Source organism: Amycolatopsis sp. DG1A-15b, assembly GCF_030285645.1.
Lineage (GTDB): Bacteria > Actinomycetota > Actinomycetes > Mycobacteriales > Pseudonocardiaceae > Amycolatopsis.
This window is the reverse complement of the sequence record NZ_CP127296.1, coordinates 7,746,987-7,761,376: the sequence shown is the minus strand read 5'-3', so window position 1 is coordinate 7,761,376 and position 14,390 is coordinate 7,746,987. Positions and strand designations below refer to the sequence as shown.

Here is a 14,390-nt window from a genome sequence, read left to right as displayed (position 1 = left end):
CCCGCGCGGCGGTGCGCCTTGCTCAGGACGGCCGGAACCGGATTCGGGTACCCGGCCGAGCCTGCGCGAGGGCGCTCAACGCGGCCGTTCCGACGACGGCGGCGACCGGATAGCCGCCGGTGGTGGGGTGGTCGGCGAGGAACACCACCGGCAGCCCGCTCGGCGGCACCTGGATCGCGCCGGTGACGACGCCCTCGCTGGGCAGCTCACCGTCGACGGCCCGGCGCAGCGGCGTCCCGTCCAGGCGCAGGCCGACGCGGTTCGACTCGGCCGTCACCGTCCACCCCGCCGAGAGGCCGTCGGCCGGAGCGTCGATCCAGTCGTCGCGGGGGCCGAGCGTCACGGGCACCACGAGCTCACCCGGCGCCCGCACCGGCACGACGACGTCCGCGCCCGCGGGGATTCCGGGCTCGCCGAGCGGAAGGACGTCTCCGGCGCGCAACGGCGGCGGCCCGATGCCGGACAGGACGTCCCGGGACCGGCTGCCCAGCACCGGGTCCACCGCGATGCCGCCGGAGACGGCGAGGTAGCAGCGCAGGCCCGTCAACGGGGTGCCCAGCGTCAGCGTCCGGCCTGCGCGGACCGACAGTGGCGCGTGGGAGCCGGCGGGACGGCCGTCGACCCGGACGTCGACCGCCGGGCCGGTGACCGCGACCGTCACCGCGGACGTGAACCGCACGGAGAGGCCACCGAGCAGGGCTTCGATCCCGGCGGCGTCCTCGGGGTTGCCGACGAGCCGGTTCGCCAGCCGCAGCGAAGCGGTGTCGAGGGCTCCCGAAGGCGCAACCCCCAGGTGGGCGTATCCGGGCCGGCCCAGGTCCTCGACCAGCGCGTACCGCCCGGGGTCGAGCACTTCCAGGCTCCTCACCGGACGCTCCGGAAGCGGACGCGGTCCCCCGGCGCGAACAACGCGGGCGGGTCCGCGTGGGGGTCGAACAGCGTCGCCGACGTGTGCCCGAGCAGCCGCCAGCCGCCCGGTGACTCGCGCGGGTAGACGCCGGTGAACTCGCCGGCGAGCCCGACCGACCCGGCCGGGACGCGAGTCCGCGGCGACTCCAGGCGCGGCTGCTGGAGCTGCGGGGGAAGCCCGGTCAGGTAGCCGAAACCGGGGGCGAACCCGGTGAACGCGACCGTGTAGACGGCTTCGGTGTGCATCGAGACGACGGCGCCGGGCGAAACTCCGGCGTCGGCGGCGATCCGGGCCAGGTCCTCGCCGTCGTAGCGGACGTCGAGGGTCACTTCCCGGGGCTCGTCCACGGGCGGGTGCGCGAGATCGGCGTCTTCGAGCAGGGCCCGCACGGCCGCGACACCGCCGACGACGAGCAGGCTGCGCGCGCCCGGCACGAGGTCGACGACCCCGGGCGGGCGCGCGGCCAGCACGGTGGCGTGGGCGGCCCGCATCCGGTCCAGCGAATCGCAGTCGAGCAGGGCGGCGTCCTCGCCACACCGCCGCCAGCGCACGGCGTCAGCCGACGACGCGGTGCAGCAGCGCCGAGGTGTGCGGCTGCATCTCCTGGCCCACCATCGCCCGCTCCTCGACGTAGCCGAGGGAGCCTTCGATCAGGCCGTACAGGCGCTGGGCCGCGGTGACGTCCTTGGCCGTGGCCGTGCGGATCACCGCGTCGGTGCCGAGCTCCCAGGACGTCTGGTTGCGGGGCTTGCCGTAGTACAGCTCGACGATGCCGGTGTTGTGCGTGAGCAGCAGCTCGATCGTGTCGTCCGCCTGCGGCCGCCAGAACCCGGACTCGCGGGCGGCGGGGCGGATGACGTTGCCGTCGTCGTCCAGCAGCCACGCGCGGGACTCGTGGATCAGGAACGGACGGCCGTCGTGGGAGATCGTCAGCTGCTGCGCGAACTTGCGGGGGCCGTCGATGGTCGGGTAGTCGACCTCGCCCTCACCGCGCCAGACGCCGACGAGCGGCAGCAGCGCGAGGCAGGCGTCGTTGAGGTTCGGCCCCTCGCGCAGGTTCGCGGTGTCATTCGGAATGGGCAGGTCGTCCCACAGCGGGAGGTTGCGCGAGCGGGTGCTCTCCGCGCGCCTCTCCGCTGCCACGATGGCTTCGTCGCCGCTGGCGGTCATGGGTCAGCGCTGGTCCGCGTACAGCCGGTAGACGACGTACACGGCGAACCAGGTGATCGCGATGCCGGCGAGGACCAGCAGAGTCGTAAAGAAGGCTTCCACGCCCCGCAGAATAGTCCGCCCGGTCCCGGACGGCCCTGCGCAGGGTCGCCGCGGTGAGCACAGTCACCCGGCCGGAACACCGCGAAGGCCTCCCTGCCGGAGCAGGAAGGCCTTCGCGGGTGAACCGGATCTCAGCCGACCGAGATGGCCAGCTGGTGCAGGCCGGGGCCCTCGGCGGTGACCGAGGCTTCGCCGTTGCCGGAGCGGTGCAGCGCGCGCACCGTCCACTCGCCCGGCGCCGCGTAGAAGCGGAAGTCGCCGTCGGCCGACGAGACGACCTCGCCGGTGAAGTCGCCGCCGCCGTCGAGGAGCCGGACGAACGCGCCGCCGACCGGCCCGTTCGCGCCCGTCACCTTGCCGGCCAGCACGACCTGGCCGCGCGTGTCGTAGTCCGCCGGCGTGGCCTCCTGGACCGGTGCGCCGCAGCTGTCGTCAACCGCCATCACTTGGCTCCCAACTCGACCGGCACGCCGACGAGCGAGCCGTATTCCGTCCATGAACCGTCGTAGTTCTTGACGTCCTCGTAGCCCAGCAGCTCGTGGAGCGCGAACCACGCGATCGAGGAGCGCTCGCCGATGCGGCAGTAGGCGATGGTGCCCTTGCCCTCGTCGATGCCCTCGTCCTTGTACAGCTCCTTGATCTCTTCCTCGGTCTTGAAGGTGCCGTCCTCGTTGGCGACCTTCGCCCACGGCACGTTCAGCGCGCCGGGGATGTGGCCGGGAACCTGGGACTGCTCCTGCGGCAGGTGTGCCGGGGCGAGCAGCTTGCCGGAGAACTCGTCCGGGGAACGCACGTCGACGAAGTTCTTCGAGCCGATCGACTGGACGACCTCGTCGCGGAAGGCGCGCAGCGACAGGTCCTGGTCCTGGGCCCGGTACTCGGTGCGGTCGCGCTTGACCTCGTCGGAGTTCAGCTCACGGCCGTCGAGCTCCCACTTCTTGCGGCCGCCGTCGAGCAGCTTGACGTTCTCGTGGCCGTACAGCTTGAAGTACCAGTACGCGTACGCGGCGAACCAGTTGTTGTTGCCGCCGTAGAGGATCACGAGGTCGTCGTTGGAGATGCCCTTCTCCGAGAGAAGCTTCTCGAAGCCCTCCTTGGAGACGAAGTCGCGGCGCACCCCGTCCTGCAGGTCGTTGCGCCAGTCGAACTTCACCGCGCCCCGGATGTGGCCGGCGTCGTAGGCGGTGGTGTCCTCGTCGACCTCGGCGAACACGACGCCGGGGGTGTCCAGGTTCTCCTCGGCCCACTGGGTGGTGACCAGGACGTCTTCACGGCTCATGAGAACAGAACTCTCTTTCTGGGTTGGACTTCAGGACGACGCGCGGGCGGGGCTGAAGCGTTTGATCAGCAAGTACATTTCGCAGCCGAGGCAGAAGTTGAAAGCCGCGTTGAGGAAGGCCGCGAACAGCGCGAACGCCGTCGCGACGATGCCGAGCGGGGTGATCCCCACGGCGAAGCCGATCGTGCCGACCAGGGCGAACACGAACCCGACGGCCTGCGCGAACCGCAGCGGTGCCGCGTCCTCGCGTTCGGAGGTCGGGCCGAGGCGCGGGGCGACCAGCGCCCGGTAGACGATCGAGTACGGCGCCGCCTTGAAGCCGGCGAACGCGCCGATGGCGAACACAACGGTCTGGACGGCCAGCAGCGGCCACCACTCGGTGACCAGGACGACCGCGAGCACGATCGTGGTCAGGATGGCGGCGAACCGCGGGCCTCGCGGGTCGACGGCCGGTCCGGCGGACATTCGTTCCTCCAGCTGGAGCTCCAGGGGGTGCGTGCGAACGGCACGCGTCAGCGGCATCAGGGCTGGTGGGGACCGGATCGAACGGTTCAGTGCCGGTCGGACTGAACGCGACACAGGCTGCTCCGGACGCGGCAGAGGTCGACTGCGCGCCGCTGCGTCAAGAAGAAGGTGGTCAGCCCGGTCACGGGTGCGAGGGTACCCAGAGCTCCCTCAGAGTGGGAACCACGTTCATACCTTGGGACGATTCCCGATTTCTGGGACAACGCCCTGGTCAAGGCGTCCGAGAAGTGAGATGCGGCCGCAGGGCGGCGAGCAGTTCCGGGCCCTTGGGGATGCCGCCGACGCGCAGGAGCTCCCGGCCGTCCGGGGTGAGCGCGATCGTGGTCGGTGTCCGCAGCACGGACAGCGACTGCGCGACCTCCGGCTGGTTCGTCACGTCGAGTTCGACGTGGTGCAGGCCGGGCGTTCGCTCGGCCAGCGGCGCGAGCACGGCCTTCGCGTGCCGGCAGGGCGCGCAGAAGGTGGTGGAGATCTGGACCAGCGTCACCGCGGACGCCGGGTCGAGCGCGGCGGTGACGGGGGCGGGCAGCTCACGCGCGGGTTTGGCGTCGCGCACCCGGCCGTTCCGGGCCTTGAGCAGCGCGCCGGCGGCCGCGGCGGCCACCAGCGTCGCCACGAGCACCCACAGCCCCGTCACCGGCCGCTCCCTACTTGCTCAGGTCCGCGAAGGAGACGTTCGCCGCCTTGCCCTTGATCGTCACCGATCCGCTCTGCACCCGCACGCCGGTCGGGGTGACCGACAGCGGCAGGTCCCTCGTGCTGATCGACGCGTTGAAGTTCGGCATCAGCGCCTTCTGCACCGCCGCGGGGACCACGGTGGTCTCCTGGTCGTTCCCGAACTGCAGCCGCTTGGGGAGGAAGTTGATCGTTCCCTTCGCGGCGTCGGCCTCGATCATCGCGAAGCAGAAGATTTCCAGATCCTTGCCCGCGAACGGAAGGTGTCCCGAAATGCGGACACCGGTGCTCGACTCGTCCTGCTCGGCCTGGCCCTCGGTGGTCTTCGTCGTGGTCGGCGCCGGCTCGCTCTGCCCGCTGTCGCCGTTCTGGACGTACTCCGAAGTCGACGGCTCGATCCGCAGGTCCTTGATCTTGTCCAGCGGGGACAGGCGCGCCAGGTCGGCGGCCTTGATGGTGACCGAACCGGTCAGCCTGCCGATGGTGATCGCCTTCGTGTTGCCGTTCGTGATGTCGGACAGCGGCGCCTTGACGTCTTCGAGCTCGGCGTTCACCGCGACGTCCTGCAGCTTGTTCGCGACCGGGAGGCCGGCGGCGGACACGCTGATGTGACTGTAGTCACCGCCCAGCGCCTGCGTGAGGAACGGGAAACCGTGGATCGTCACCGACGGGTCGTCGTTCAGCTGCAGCTGCGTGCGGGCCTTCTGCGAGATCATGTGCTCGGCGTACGCGGCGGCCCCGAAATCGGCGCCGACCAGCAGCAGCACCAGGACCACCAGTGCGATCACCCAGCGCCGGGCGCGGCGGCCGCGGCGTCGTGCGTCCGGCCTCGGTGCGGGCCGGTCGTCCCGGGTCACGGGCCTGCTCACCATCGCGTCCGTACTCCTGTTCTTCGGGGACACCCGGATTCCTCCAGGTGTGATCGATCCAGCAAGGGTTAGGTGCCCGGCCGTTCAGCCGCTATTCTCACTTAGCACCGACCACTGCCGCTGTGCGGCGACGACTCGAGAAGGCGGTGCGGCTGATGAGCCTGGACCTTCTGGTACTGACTGCGGAGGCCGACGCCACCTCGGTGCTTCCCGCGCTGGACCTGCTGCCGCACACCGTACGCGTCCGCGCTCCCGAGGTGACGGCCCTGCTCGACGCGGGCCACCGTGACGTGATCCTCCTCGACGCCCGCAGCGACCTGGCCTCGGCGAAGAGCCTCTGCCGCCTGCTCAAGGGCACCGGCGAGGACGAGGCGGCCACGCCGATCATCGCGGTCGTCGGCGAAGGTGGGCTCGTCGCCGTCAGCGCCGAGTGGCGCACCGACGACATCCTGCTCCCGACCGCCGGCCCGGCCGAGGTCGACGCCCGGCTGCGGCTGGTCACGACCCGCGACGGTGGTTCCCAGCAGGTCGACGCCGAGCTTCGCGTCGGCGAGCTGGTGATCGACGAGGCGACCTACACCGCGCGCCTGCGCAAGCGCACCCTCGAGCTCACCTACAAGGAGTTCGAGCTGCTCAAGTACCTCGCGCAGCACGCGGGCCGGGTGTTCACCCGCGCCCAGCTGCTGCAGGAGGTCTGGGGCTACGACTTCTTCGGCGGCACCCGCACGGTCGACGTGCACGTCCGGCGGCTGCGCGCCAAGCTCGGCCCGGAGCACGAGCAGATGATCGGCACCGTGCGCAACGTCGGCTACAAGTTCGAGCGGCCGGCCAAGAGCGGCGCCGCCCCGCGTCCGGGCGTGCCCGCGCAGGCGACCGCCGAGTCCCCGGCCGAGACCGCCGAACTCACCCACTAGATCCCCCTTCCGCGCACTGAAGACGTCCCGCACAGCCTTCGCGTTGCGTCCGTCACGGGTACGGTCGCAGGGTGAGCGGAGACGGCGAGTGGCGCCAGGAACTGGACGACCAGCAACTCGAGGACGTGCGCCGGCTGCTGCTGGCCGTGCGCGAAGCCGACGGGCGGCCCGAGGTCGAACCGGCGGGCGCGCTGCCCGGCGAGTTCGACGGCGGTGAGCACCTCGTCGCCTGCGTCGAGGACGAAGTCGTCGGCTACGCGCACCTCGACACCACCGGCGACTCCTTCGGGCACCAGGTCGCCGAGCTGTTCGTGCACCCTGCCCATCGCAACCGCGGCTACGGCGCGAAGCTGCTTCACGCGCTCGACGAGCGCGCCGCGGTCGGCTTCCGGGTCTGGGCGCACGGCGACCACCCGGCCGCGCAGCGGCTGGCCCGGGCGGCCGGCCTCGTGCGCAAGCGCGAGCTGCTGATCCTGCAGGTCGACGTCGAAGGCTCGGACTGGCCGGAGCCGATCCTGCGCGACGGCGTCTCGCTGCGGACGTTCGTGCCGGGGCAGGACGAGGACGCCGTCGTGCGGGTCAACGCGCGGGCCTTCGACTGGCACCCCGAGCAGGGCGCCCTGACCGCCGACGACATCCGTGCCGACGAAGCACGTCCCTGGTTCGACGCCGACGGCTTCTTCCTCGCCGAAGAAAAGGACGAGGTGATCGGCTTCCACTGGACGAAGGTGCACGAACCGACGCCCGGCCGGTTCGGCGGCGAGCGCGTCGGCGAGGTGTACGTCGTCGGCGTCGACCCGGCCGCGCAGGGTGGCGGGCTCGGGCGGGCGCTCACGCTCGCCGGGCTGCGGTACCTCGCGGGCCGCGGGCTGCGGAAGATCATCCTGTACGTCGAGGGCGACAACGCGGCGGCGCTGGCGGTCTACACCAAGCTCGGGTTCACGCGTCACGAAACCGACGTCCAGTACGGTCGGTGACCACGGTCGACGCCCTGCGAGCACGTCGTCACTGACGGCATACACGCAGGTCACGGCCCGGACACGGCGACCTCTCGGGGTAGTAGCACTGCTCACATCCGGGGGTCTGTTCACTTTGCGTTCATTTGTTCACGGCCGACCGTCCATCAGCGCTGCCTAATGTCCGGTTCCGGCACGGCGACATCGCCGCGGCCGAACCGGTGAAGCTCCTGATGGAGGAAACAGCAGTGAAGATCATGCGGCCCCTGAGCGCGGTCGGCATCGTGGCGAGCGCCGCTCTCGTGCTCGCTGCCTGTGGCACCGACCCCGCGGCGTCCAACAGCAGCGGCTCGAGCTCCGCTGCTGCCCCCGCCGCGACCGAGAGCGCCGACGTCCAGTGCGGTGGCAAGAGCCCGCTGTCCGCGGAAGGTTCGTCGGCGCAGAAGAACGCGATCGACATCTTCACGCAGCAGTACGGCAAGAAGTGCTCGGGCCAGCAGGTCAACTACAACCCGAGCGGTTCGGGCGCGGGCGTCAAGCAGTTCAACGCCAACCAGATCGACTTCGGCGGCTCGGACTCGCCGATCAAGGACGCCGACGCCGAGGCCGCCAAGGCCCGCTGCGCCAGCGACGCCTGGAACATCCCGCTCGTGGTCGGCCCGATCGCGGTCGCCTACAAGCTGTCCGGTGTGGACAAGCTGACGCTGACCCCGTCGGTCACCGCCAAGATCTTCAGCGGCGGCATCACCAAGTGGAACGACCCGGCCATCAAGGCGGTCAAGGGCAACGAGAGCCTGAACCTGCCGGACAAGCCCATCCAGGTCGTGTCCCGCGCCGACGAGTCGGGCACCACCGACAACTTCCAGAAGTACCTGGGCGCGGCCGCCAAGGCCGACTGGACCAAGGGTGCCGGCAAGAAGTTCAACGGTGGCGTCGGCAACGGTGCGCAGGGCTCCAACGGCGTCGCGACCGCGGTGAAGGCCTCCGACGGCGGCATCACCTACGTCGAGGGCGCGTTCGCCAAGGACGGCCTGACCGCCGCCCTGATCGACAGCGGCTCCGGCGGGGTCGAGCTCACCTCGGCGAACGTGGCCAAGTCCCTGGACGCGGCGAAGTTCCTCAAGGAGGGCTCGAACGACCTCGCGCTCGACCTCAACGGCATCTACGCCAGCAACACCCCGGGTGCCTACCCGCTGCTGCTGACGACCTACGAGATCGTCTGCTCGAAGTACGCGAACCCGGACGTCGCCAAGGCCGTCAAGGCGTTCCTGACGGTGGCCGCGACCGACGGCCAGCAGCCGCTGTCCGCCAAGGGCTACGTGCCGATCCCGCAGTCGCTGCAGACCAAGGTCCTGGCCGCGGTCAAGGCCATCTCCTGACCGGTTGCGACAGTTCACTGAAGTGATAGAGGCTGGACACACCTGTCGATGAGCGAGTCATCCTCGACGCGAACGCCCACCGGCGACCCCGGTGGGCGTTCGTCGTCCGCCACGAAGCCCCCGGAGGATCCGATTTCGGAGCAACCAGGCTCACCGGCGGCCCCCGCGCCGCCCGCGAGCGAGAAACCGAAGAAGGTGCGGCCCGGTGACCGCATCTTCCAGAACCTGACCACCGGGGCCGGGATCTTCGTCGTCGGCCTGATCGGCCTGATCGGGCTCTTCCTGCTCATCCAGGCGATCCCGGCGCTGAAGGCCGACAAGGTCAACTTCCTGACCAACCACGGCTGGACGACCAGCGACCCGGCGAACATGGCGTTCGGCATCCTCGACCTGCTCGAGGTCACGGTGGCGACGTCGCTCGTGGCGCTGGTCATCGCGATGCCGGTGTCGCTGGGCATCGCGCTGTTCCTGACCCAGTACGCGCCCCCGCGGCTCGCGCGGCCGTTCGGGTACATCATCGACCTGCTCGCCGCGGTGCCGTCGATCATCTTCGGCCTCTGGGGCATCCTCGTGTTCGCCCCGACGATCGAGCCGTTCGCGCAGTGGATCAACGAAACGTTCTCGTGGTTCCCGCTGCTGGCGCCCGGCAACGTCGCGCCGAGCGTGCGCGGCACGATCTTCACCGCCGGCATCGTCCTGGCCGTGATGATCCTGCCGATCATCACCTCGCTCTCGCGCGAGGTGTTCGAGCGGACGCCGACCCCGCACATCGAGGGCGCGCTGGCGCTCGGCGCCACCCGCTGGGAGGTCATCCGCACCACGGTGCTGCCGTTCGGCAAGGCCGGCTACGTCGGCGCGTCCATGCTCGGCCTCGGCCGCGCGCTGGGCGAGACGATCGCGCTGGCCGTCATCCTGCTCATCCCGCAGGGCAAGAACTTCGACTGGAGCCTCTTCGACGGTGGCGCGACCTTCGCGTCGAAGATCGCCGCGAACTACAGCGAGTTCAACAACGAGGTCTCGGCAGGCGCGTACATCGCGGCCGGCCTGGTGCTGTTCGTGCTCACCTTCGTCGTGAACTTCGCCGCGCGGTCCGTCATCGGCAAGAAGGGGGACTGACCATGTCCGTCACCTCGCTCGAAGCGCCCGCGTCGACACCGGCGTTCCAGCAGGTCAGCCTGGCCCGCAAGGCCAAGAACGGCCTCGCCACCACGCTGGTCTGGCTCTCGTTCCTGATCGCCGTCGTCCCGCTGGTGTGGGTGCTCTACACCGTGGTCGCCAACGGCATCAAGCGCATCCCGTACAGCAACTGGTGGTCGCAGGACTTCGGGGACGTGCTGTCCGACGAGGTCGGCGGCGGCGTGCTGCACGCCATCATCGGCAGCCTGCTGCAGGGCCTCGTCTGCGCGATCATCGCGGTGCCGATCGGCATGCTCGTCGCGATCTACCTCGTCGAGTACGGCCGCGGCAAGCTCGCCAGGGCCACCACGTTCATGGTGGACATCCTCTCCGGTGTCCCGTCCATCGTGGCCGCGCTGTTCATCTACGCGCTGTGGATCACCACGCTCGGCCTGCCGCGCAGCGGGTTCGCCGTCTCGCTTTCCCTGGTGCTGCTGATGATCCCGGTGGTCGTCCGCTCGTCGGAGGAGATGCTGCGGATCGTCCCGGACGACCTGCGCGAGGCGTCGTACGCGCTGGGGGTGCCGAAGTGGAAGACGATCGTGAAGATCGTGCTCCCGACGGCGCTGTCCGGCATCGTCGGCGGCGTCATGATGGCGCTGGCCCGCGTGATGGGCGAAACCGCGCCGCTGCTGGTCCTGGTCGGCTACTCGGCCTACACGAACTGGGACATCTTCCACGGCGAACAGGCCGCGCTGCCGCTGCTGATGAACAACGAGCGCGTCAGCAACCCGATGGACCCGGGCACGGTCGGCTTCGACCGGATCTGGGGCGCGGCACTGACCCTGGTGCTCATCATCGCGCTGATCAACCTCCTCGCCACCGTGTTCGCGCGCCTCGTCGCCCCGAAGAAGAAGTGAGCTGTTCCTGATGGCCAAGCGAATCGACGTCAAGGACGTGGACATCTACTACGGCAAGTTCCACGCCGTGGACGGCGTCACCCTGTCGGTGCCGCCGCGCAACGTCACCGCGTTCATCGGCCCCTCGGGCTGCGGCAAGTCGACGGTGCTGCGCACGCTCAACCGCATGCACGAAGTGATCCCCGGCGCCCGCGTGGACGGCCAGGTGCTGCTCGACGGCGAGGACATCTACGCGTCGGCGGTCGACCCGGTCCAGGTGCGCCGCACGATCGGCATGGTGTTCCAGCGCCCCAACCCGTTCCCGACGATGTCCATCAAGGACAACGTCGTCGCGGGCCTGAAGCTGGGTGGCACCAAGGGCAAGAAGACCCTCGACGACATCGCCGAGCGCGCCCTGCGCGGCGCGAACCTGTGGAACGAGGTCAAGGACCGCCTGAACAAGCCGGGCGGCGGGCTTTCGGGCGGTCAGCAGCAGCGGCTCTGCATCGCCCGCGCGATCGCGGTCCAGCCGGACGTGCTGCTGATGGACGAGCCGTGCTCGGCCCTGGACCCGATTTCCACGCTGGCGATCGAGGACCTGATCGGCGAGCTGAAGAAGGACTACACGATCGTCATCGTGACGCACAACATGCAGCAGGCGGCCCGGGTTTCCGACCAAACGGCGTTCTTCAACCTCGCCGGCGTCGGCCAGCCGGGCCGGCTGGTGGAGCTGAACGACACGGAGAAGATCTTCTCCAACCCGGACCAGAAGGCCACGGAGGACTACATTTCCGGCCGCTTCGGCTGAGCTTGTCGTTGCTGCGGAAGGCCTTTCCCGCCCGTTCTCGGGGCCGGCGGGAAAGGCCTTCTTTTCGTCCAAAGTGGAGCAACAAGAAAGCCCCCGGCCGCGGCCGGGGGCTTTCTTCGTCAGTGCGGCTCAGATGGTGTCGTCGGAGCCGTAGCCCGGCATCTTGCCGGTGACCACGAAGATCATCCGCTTCGCGACCGACACCGCGTGGTCGGCGTAGCGCTCGTAGAAGCGGCCCAGCAGCGTCACGTCGACTGCCGCGGCCACGCCGTGCGGCCACTCGCGGTCCATCAGGACCGTGAACAGGTGGCGGTGGATGTCGTCGACCTGGTCGTCGTCGGACTCGAGCGTCTTCGCGGCTTCGACGTCCTTCGTCTTGATGACCAGCTCGGTCTGGCGGGCCAGCTTGACCGCGATCTCGCCCATCTCGGCGAAGTACGGCCGCACTGCCTCCGGCAGCACCGGATCGGGGTGACGGCGCCGCGCGGCCTTCGCCACGTGCAGGGCCAGGTCGCCCATCCGCTCCAGGCTTTCGGCGGCGTGGATCGCCGCGAGCACCGTGCGCAGGTCGGTCGCCACCGGCGCCTGCAGGGCCAGCAGCGCGTACGCCTGCTCCTCGCACTGGGCGCGGGCGTCGTCGACCTTGGCGTCGTCGCTGATCACCTGCTCGGCGAGACCCAGGTCGGCCTCCAGCAGTGCCCGCGTGGCCCGCTCCATCGCTTCGGCGACCTGGACCGACATCGCGGCCAGGTTGACGGCGAGCTGTTCGAGTTCGACATGGTAAGCCTCACGCATGGCCCAACCCTACGGCCAACCGTGGCCAAATACCGCATCGCCGGGTGAACCGCACGTGAACCCGGACTAACGATCCTCGCGGATCAGCCCGTGGTGGTGCTCTTGCGGGTGGTCGTCGACTTCGAAGTGCCGCTGCTCTTCGGCTTCGACGTGCTGGTCGGCGGGGCCTGCTCGCCCACCGGGACCGGCGCCTTCGGGTCGGGCAGCGCGGTGTTGTTGCGCAGCGCGTCGAAGAGGGCCTTCGTCTTGCTGACGACGAGGACCTCGTTGCCGCGGTTGTTGGCCATGCCGACCGTCGGGACGGTGAGGAACGTGATCTTCGACTGGTCGAGGCCCTTCATCGACTGCGCCAGCGTCATCATCTGCTTGACGCCGAGGTTGTCGCCGAAGGTGGCCTTCGCGAAGGCGCTGATGAAGTCGCTGAGCTTGCCGGGGTCGAGCACGACGTCCGAGGACATGACCTTCTTCAGCAGCGCGCCGATGAACTCCTGCTGCCGCTTGATCCGGCCGTAGTCGGACGTCGGGTCGCCCTTGACGTGCCGCGCGCGGACGAAGTTCAGCGCCTGGTCGCCGGAGATCGTCACCTCGCCGGTCTGCAGCAGCACCTTGCCGAGGATGGTGTCGTCGATCGGGATCTCGTTGTTGATGGTGACGCCGTGCACCGCGTCGACCATCTCCTTGAAGCCGTTGAAGTCGATGCCGATGAAGTGGTTGATCCGCAGCCCGGTGATCTGCTGGATCACCTTGGTCACGCACGCCGGGCCGCCGACCGCGTAGGCGGTGTTCAGCTTGGCGAACTTCGCGCCCTTGTAGACCTCGGCGGTCGTCTTGTTCTGGGCCGGGTCCCACTTCTGGCAGTCCGGGCGGTTGATCTCGAGGTCGCGCGGGAACGACGTGACGACGACCCGCTTCCGGTCGGCCGGGATGTGCGCGACCATCACGGTGTCGCTCCGGGCGCCCGGCGTGCTGTCGGCGGTGCCGACGCCTTCCTCGGCGGACGCGCCGTCGCGCGTGTCGGAGCCGACCATCAGGAAGTTCTCGTCGTTGGCCTGCGCCTCGGCGTCCTGGATGTCGGCGGAGTTCTCGTCGAGCGCGGAGACCTGGGTGAACTTGGCGTCGAAGTAGGTCTGCGCCCCCCAGGCACCCCCGATCCCGAGGAAGACGAGCCCGGCCACGACGGCGGCGGCGATCCGCCCGAACCGGGCCGACCGGTCGAGCTTCCGCTGCTTCGTTTCCTGCAGCCGGGTCTGTTCGGCGTCGGCTTGGGCCTCTTCGGGTGCCGTGGTGACGACGCGGTGCAGGGCGGTGCGGGTGCTTTCGAGCAAGGAGGTGGGCGAGAGCCGTTCACGGCGTTCGCGCCGCTTGGCCTCTTCGGCATTCATCTCGTCGTGGGCGGCGGAGAACCGGGCGAGGGTGTGATCGATCTTGCGGCGGTACTGGGTCGCCTCGTCGATCGCTTCCATCTCGTCGGTCATGGTCAGCGGATCGAGTTCGGCCCGCGACGGCACGGCGGAGGGCCGCTGGGGCGCGGAACGAGACCCATCGCCGTCGGCGGCGGCACGCTGAGGCGCAGCAGCCGGCTCGGGGCGGCGGTTCGCCGGGCCGTCGCCGACCGCGCGCTCGGCGTTCGCCGTGCGGCGCGGTGCCGGGCTGTCGGGCGTGGAGCGCGAGGGCGTCACCGCGTCGGCCGGAGCTGCCGGGCGCCGGGAGGCGGGGCTGTCCGTGGCGCGGCGGGGTGCCGGGCTGTCGGCGGCGGGGCGGTTTGCCGGGCCGTCACCGGCCGCGCGTTCGGCGTTCGCCGTGCGGCGCGGTGCCGGGCTGTCGGGCGTGAGGCGCGAGGGGGCAGCCACATCGGCCGGAGCTGCCGGGCGCCGGGACGCGGGGTTCTCCGTGGCGCGGCGGGGTGCCGGGCCGTCCGCGGCGGGGCGGCGGTTTGCCGGGCCGTCGCCGGCCGCGCGCTGAGGGCTGAGCCCTTCGGCGTTCGCCGCGCGGC

General features: G+C 70.1%; 16 protein-coding genes. 6 read left to right on the top strand and 10 right to left on the bottom strand.

The features are described from left to right. Window positions 1–22: 22 nt before the first annotated feature. The 8 genes from QRY02_RS35780 to QRY02_RS35745 form a co-directional block, all read right to left on the bottom strand. Window positions 23–868: a 5-oxoprolinase subunit C family protein gene (locus QRY02_RS35780; protein ID WP_502874157.1), complete on the bottom strand. Its 846-nt coding sequence runs from the start codon at window positions 866–868 to the stop codon at window positions 23–25. Continuing rightward, entirely contained in the window at window positions 865–1,461 is a 597-nt protein-coding gene (locus QRY02_RS35775; protein WP_285987197.1) for a 5-oxoprolinase subunit B family protein, read from the bottom strand. Before QRY02_RS35775 ends, QRY02_RS35780 begins: the two co-directional genes overlap by 4 nt. Before the next feature lie 4 nt (window positions 1,462–1,465). Then, the gene (locus tag QRY02_RS35770) at window positions 1,466–2,080 is read right to left on the bottom strand and encodes a heme-binding beta-barrel domain-containing protein (RefSeq protein ID WP_285987196.1); all 615 of its coding nucleotides are present in this window, start codon (window positions 2,078–2,080) and stop codon (window positions 1,466–1,468) included. 233 nt (window positions 2,081–2,313) lie between these two features. Further along, a complete protein-coding gene (locus QRY02_RS35765) occupies window positions 2,314–2,625 on the bottom strand; it encodes a DUF1416 domain-containing protein (protein WP_285987195.1) in 312 nt (103 codons plus the stop codon). Beyond that, window positions 2,625–3,461: a sulfurtransferase gene (locus QRY02_RS35760; protein WP_285987194.1), complete on the bottom strand. Its 837-nt coding sequence runs from the start codon at window positions 3,459–3,461 to the stop codon at window positions 2,625–2,627. Before QRY02_RS35760 ends, QRY02_RS35765 begins: the two co-directional genes overlap by 1 nt. Window positions 3,462–3,491: 30 nt before the next feature. Next, window positions 3,492–3,926 (bottom strand): DUF4395 domain-containing protein, encoded by a 435-nt coding sequence (locus QRY02_RS35755; RefSeq protein ID WP_285987193.1) that lies wholly within the window; start codon window positions 3,924–3,926, stop codon window positions 3,492–3,494. A gap of 271 nt (window positions 3,927–4,197) precedes the next feature. Further along, window positions 4,198–4,623 carry a TlpA family protein disulfide reductase gene (locus QRY02_RS35750; RefSeq protein WP_285987192.1) on the bottom strand — a complete coding sequence of 142 codons (426 nt, stop codon included), beginning with the start codon at window positions 4,621–4,623 and terminating at the stop codon, window positions 4,198–4,200. Window positions 4,624–4,633: 10 nt separating this feature from the next. Beyond that, window positions 4,634–5,533: an LmeA family phospholipid-binding protein gene (locus QRY02_RS35745; RefSeq protein ID WP_285987191.1), complete on the bottom strand. Its 900-nt coding sequence runs from the start codon at window positions 5,531–5,533 to the stop codon at window positions 4,634–4,636. Between the two features lie 152 nt (window positions 5,534–5,685). Between QRY02_RS35745 and QRY02_RS35740 the strand changes: the two genes are divergently transcribed. The 6 genes from QRY02_RS35740 to pstB all read left to right on the top strand — a co-directional run bounded on the left by QRY02_RS35740 (window position 5,686) and on the right by pstB (window position 11,602). Next, window positions 5,686–6,444 carry a winged helix-turn-helix transcriptional regulator gene (locus QRY02_RS35740; RefSeq protein ID WP_285987190.1) on the top strand — a complete coding sequence of 253 codons (759 nt, stop codon included), beginning with the start codon at window positions 5,686–5,688 and terminating at the stop codon, window positions 6,442–6,444. A gap of 71 nt (window positions 6,445–6,515) precedes the next feature. Continuing rightward, window positions 6,516–7,421 (top strand): mycothiol synthase, encoded by a 906-nt coding sequence (gene mshD, locus QRY02_RS35735; RefSeq protein WP_285987189.1) that lies wholly within the window; start codon window positions 6,516–6,518, stop codon window positions 7,419–7,421. A 227-nt stretch (window positions 7,422–7,648) separates the two neighbouring features. Further along, entirely contained in the window at window positions 7,649–8,779 is a 1,131-nt protein-coding gene (gene pstS / locus QRY02_RS35730; protein WP_285994012.1) for a phosphate ABC transporter substrate-binding protein PstS, read from the top strand. A gap of 195 nt (window positions 8,780–8,974) precedes the next feature. Then, window positions 8,975–9,895: a phosphate ABC transporter permease subunit PstC gene (gene pstC, locus QRY02_RS35725; RefSeq protein WP_285994011.1), complete on the top strand. Its 921-nt coding sequence runs from the start codon at window positions 8,975–8,977 to the stop codon at window positions 9,893–9,895. Window positions 9,896–9,897: 2 nt separating this feature from the next. Next, window positions 9,898–10,815, top strand: a complete 918-nt coding sequence (gene pstA, locus QRY02_RS35720; protein WP_285987188.1) for a phosphate ABC transporter permease PstA — start codon at window positions 9,898–9,900, stop codon at window positions 10,813–10,815. Window positions 10,816–10,825: 10 nt separating this feature from the next. Beyond that, window positions 10,826–11,602 (top strand): phosphate ABC transporter ATP-binding protein PstB, encoded by a 777-nt coding sequence (pstB, locus tag QRY02_RS35715; protein ID WP_285987187.1) that lies wholly within the window; start codon window positions 10,826–10,828, stop codon window positions 11,600–11,602. Window positions 11,603–11,731: 129 nt separating this feature from the next. Here the strand turns inward: pstB and phoU are convergent, their stop codons facing one another. Both phoU and QRY02_RS35705 read right to left on the bottom strand, forming a co-directional pair. Continuing rightward, window positions 11,732–12,397 carry a phosphate signaling complex protein PhoU gene (gene phoU / locus QRY02_RS35710; RefSeq protein WP_285987186.1) on the bottom strand — a complete coding sequence of 222 codons (666 nt, stop codon included), beginning with the start codon at window positions 12,395–12,397 and terminating at the stop codon, window positions 11,732–11,734. A gap of 83 nt (window positions 12,398–12,480) precedes the next feature. After that, a complete protein-coding gene (locus tag QRY02_RS35705) occupies window positions 12,481–13,905 on the bottom strand; it encodes an LCP family protein (RefSeq protein ID WP_285994010.1) in 1,425 nt (474 codons plus the stop codon). Between the last annotated feature and the right edge of the window lie 485 nt (window positions 13,906–14,390).

Bases quoted from the DNA above. Each gene is read 5' to 3' on its own strand.
- QRY02_RS35770 (WP_285987196.1), bottom strand. From the start codon at position 2,080: ATGACCGCCAGCGGCGACGAAGCCATCGTGGCAGCGGAGAGGCGCGCG.
- QRY02_RS35765 (WP_285987195.1), bottom strand. From the start codon at position 2,625: ATGGCGGTTGACGACAGCTGCGGCGCACCGGTCCAGGAGGCCACGCCG.
- QRY02_RS35760 (WP_285987194.1), bottom strand. From the start codon at position 3,461: ATGAGCCGTGAAGACGTCCTGGTCACCACCCAGTGGGCCGAGGAGAAC.
- QRY02_RS35755 (WP_285987193.1), bottom strand. From the start codon at position 3,926: ATGTCCGCCGGACCGGCCGTCGACCCGCGAGGCCCGCGGTTCGCCGCC.
- QRY02_RS35745 (WP_285987191.1), bottom strand. From the start codon at position 5,533: ATGGTGAGCAGGCCCGTGACCCGGGACGACCGGCCCGCACCGAGGCCG.
- QRY02_RS35740 (WP_285987190.1), top strand. From the start codon at position 5,686: ATGAGCCTGGACCTTCTGGTACTGACTGCGGAGGCCGACGCCACCTCG.
- pstA (WP_285987188.1), top strand. From the start codon at position 9,898: ATGTCCGTCACCTCGCTCGAAGCGCCCGCGTCGACACCGGCGTTCCAG.
- pstB (WP_285987187.1), top strand. From the start codon at position 10,826: ATGGCCAAGCGAATCGACGTCAAGGACGTGGACATCTACTACGGCAAG.
- phoU (WP_285987186.1), bottom strand. From the start codon at position 12,397: ATGCGTGAGGCTTACCATGTCGAACTCGAACAGCTCGCCGTCAACCTG.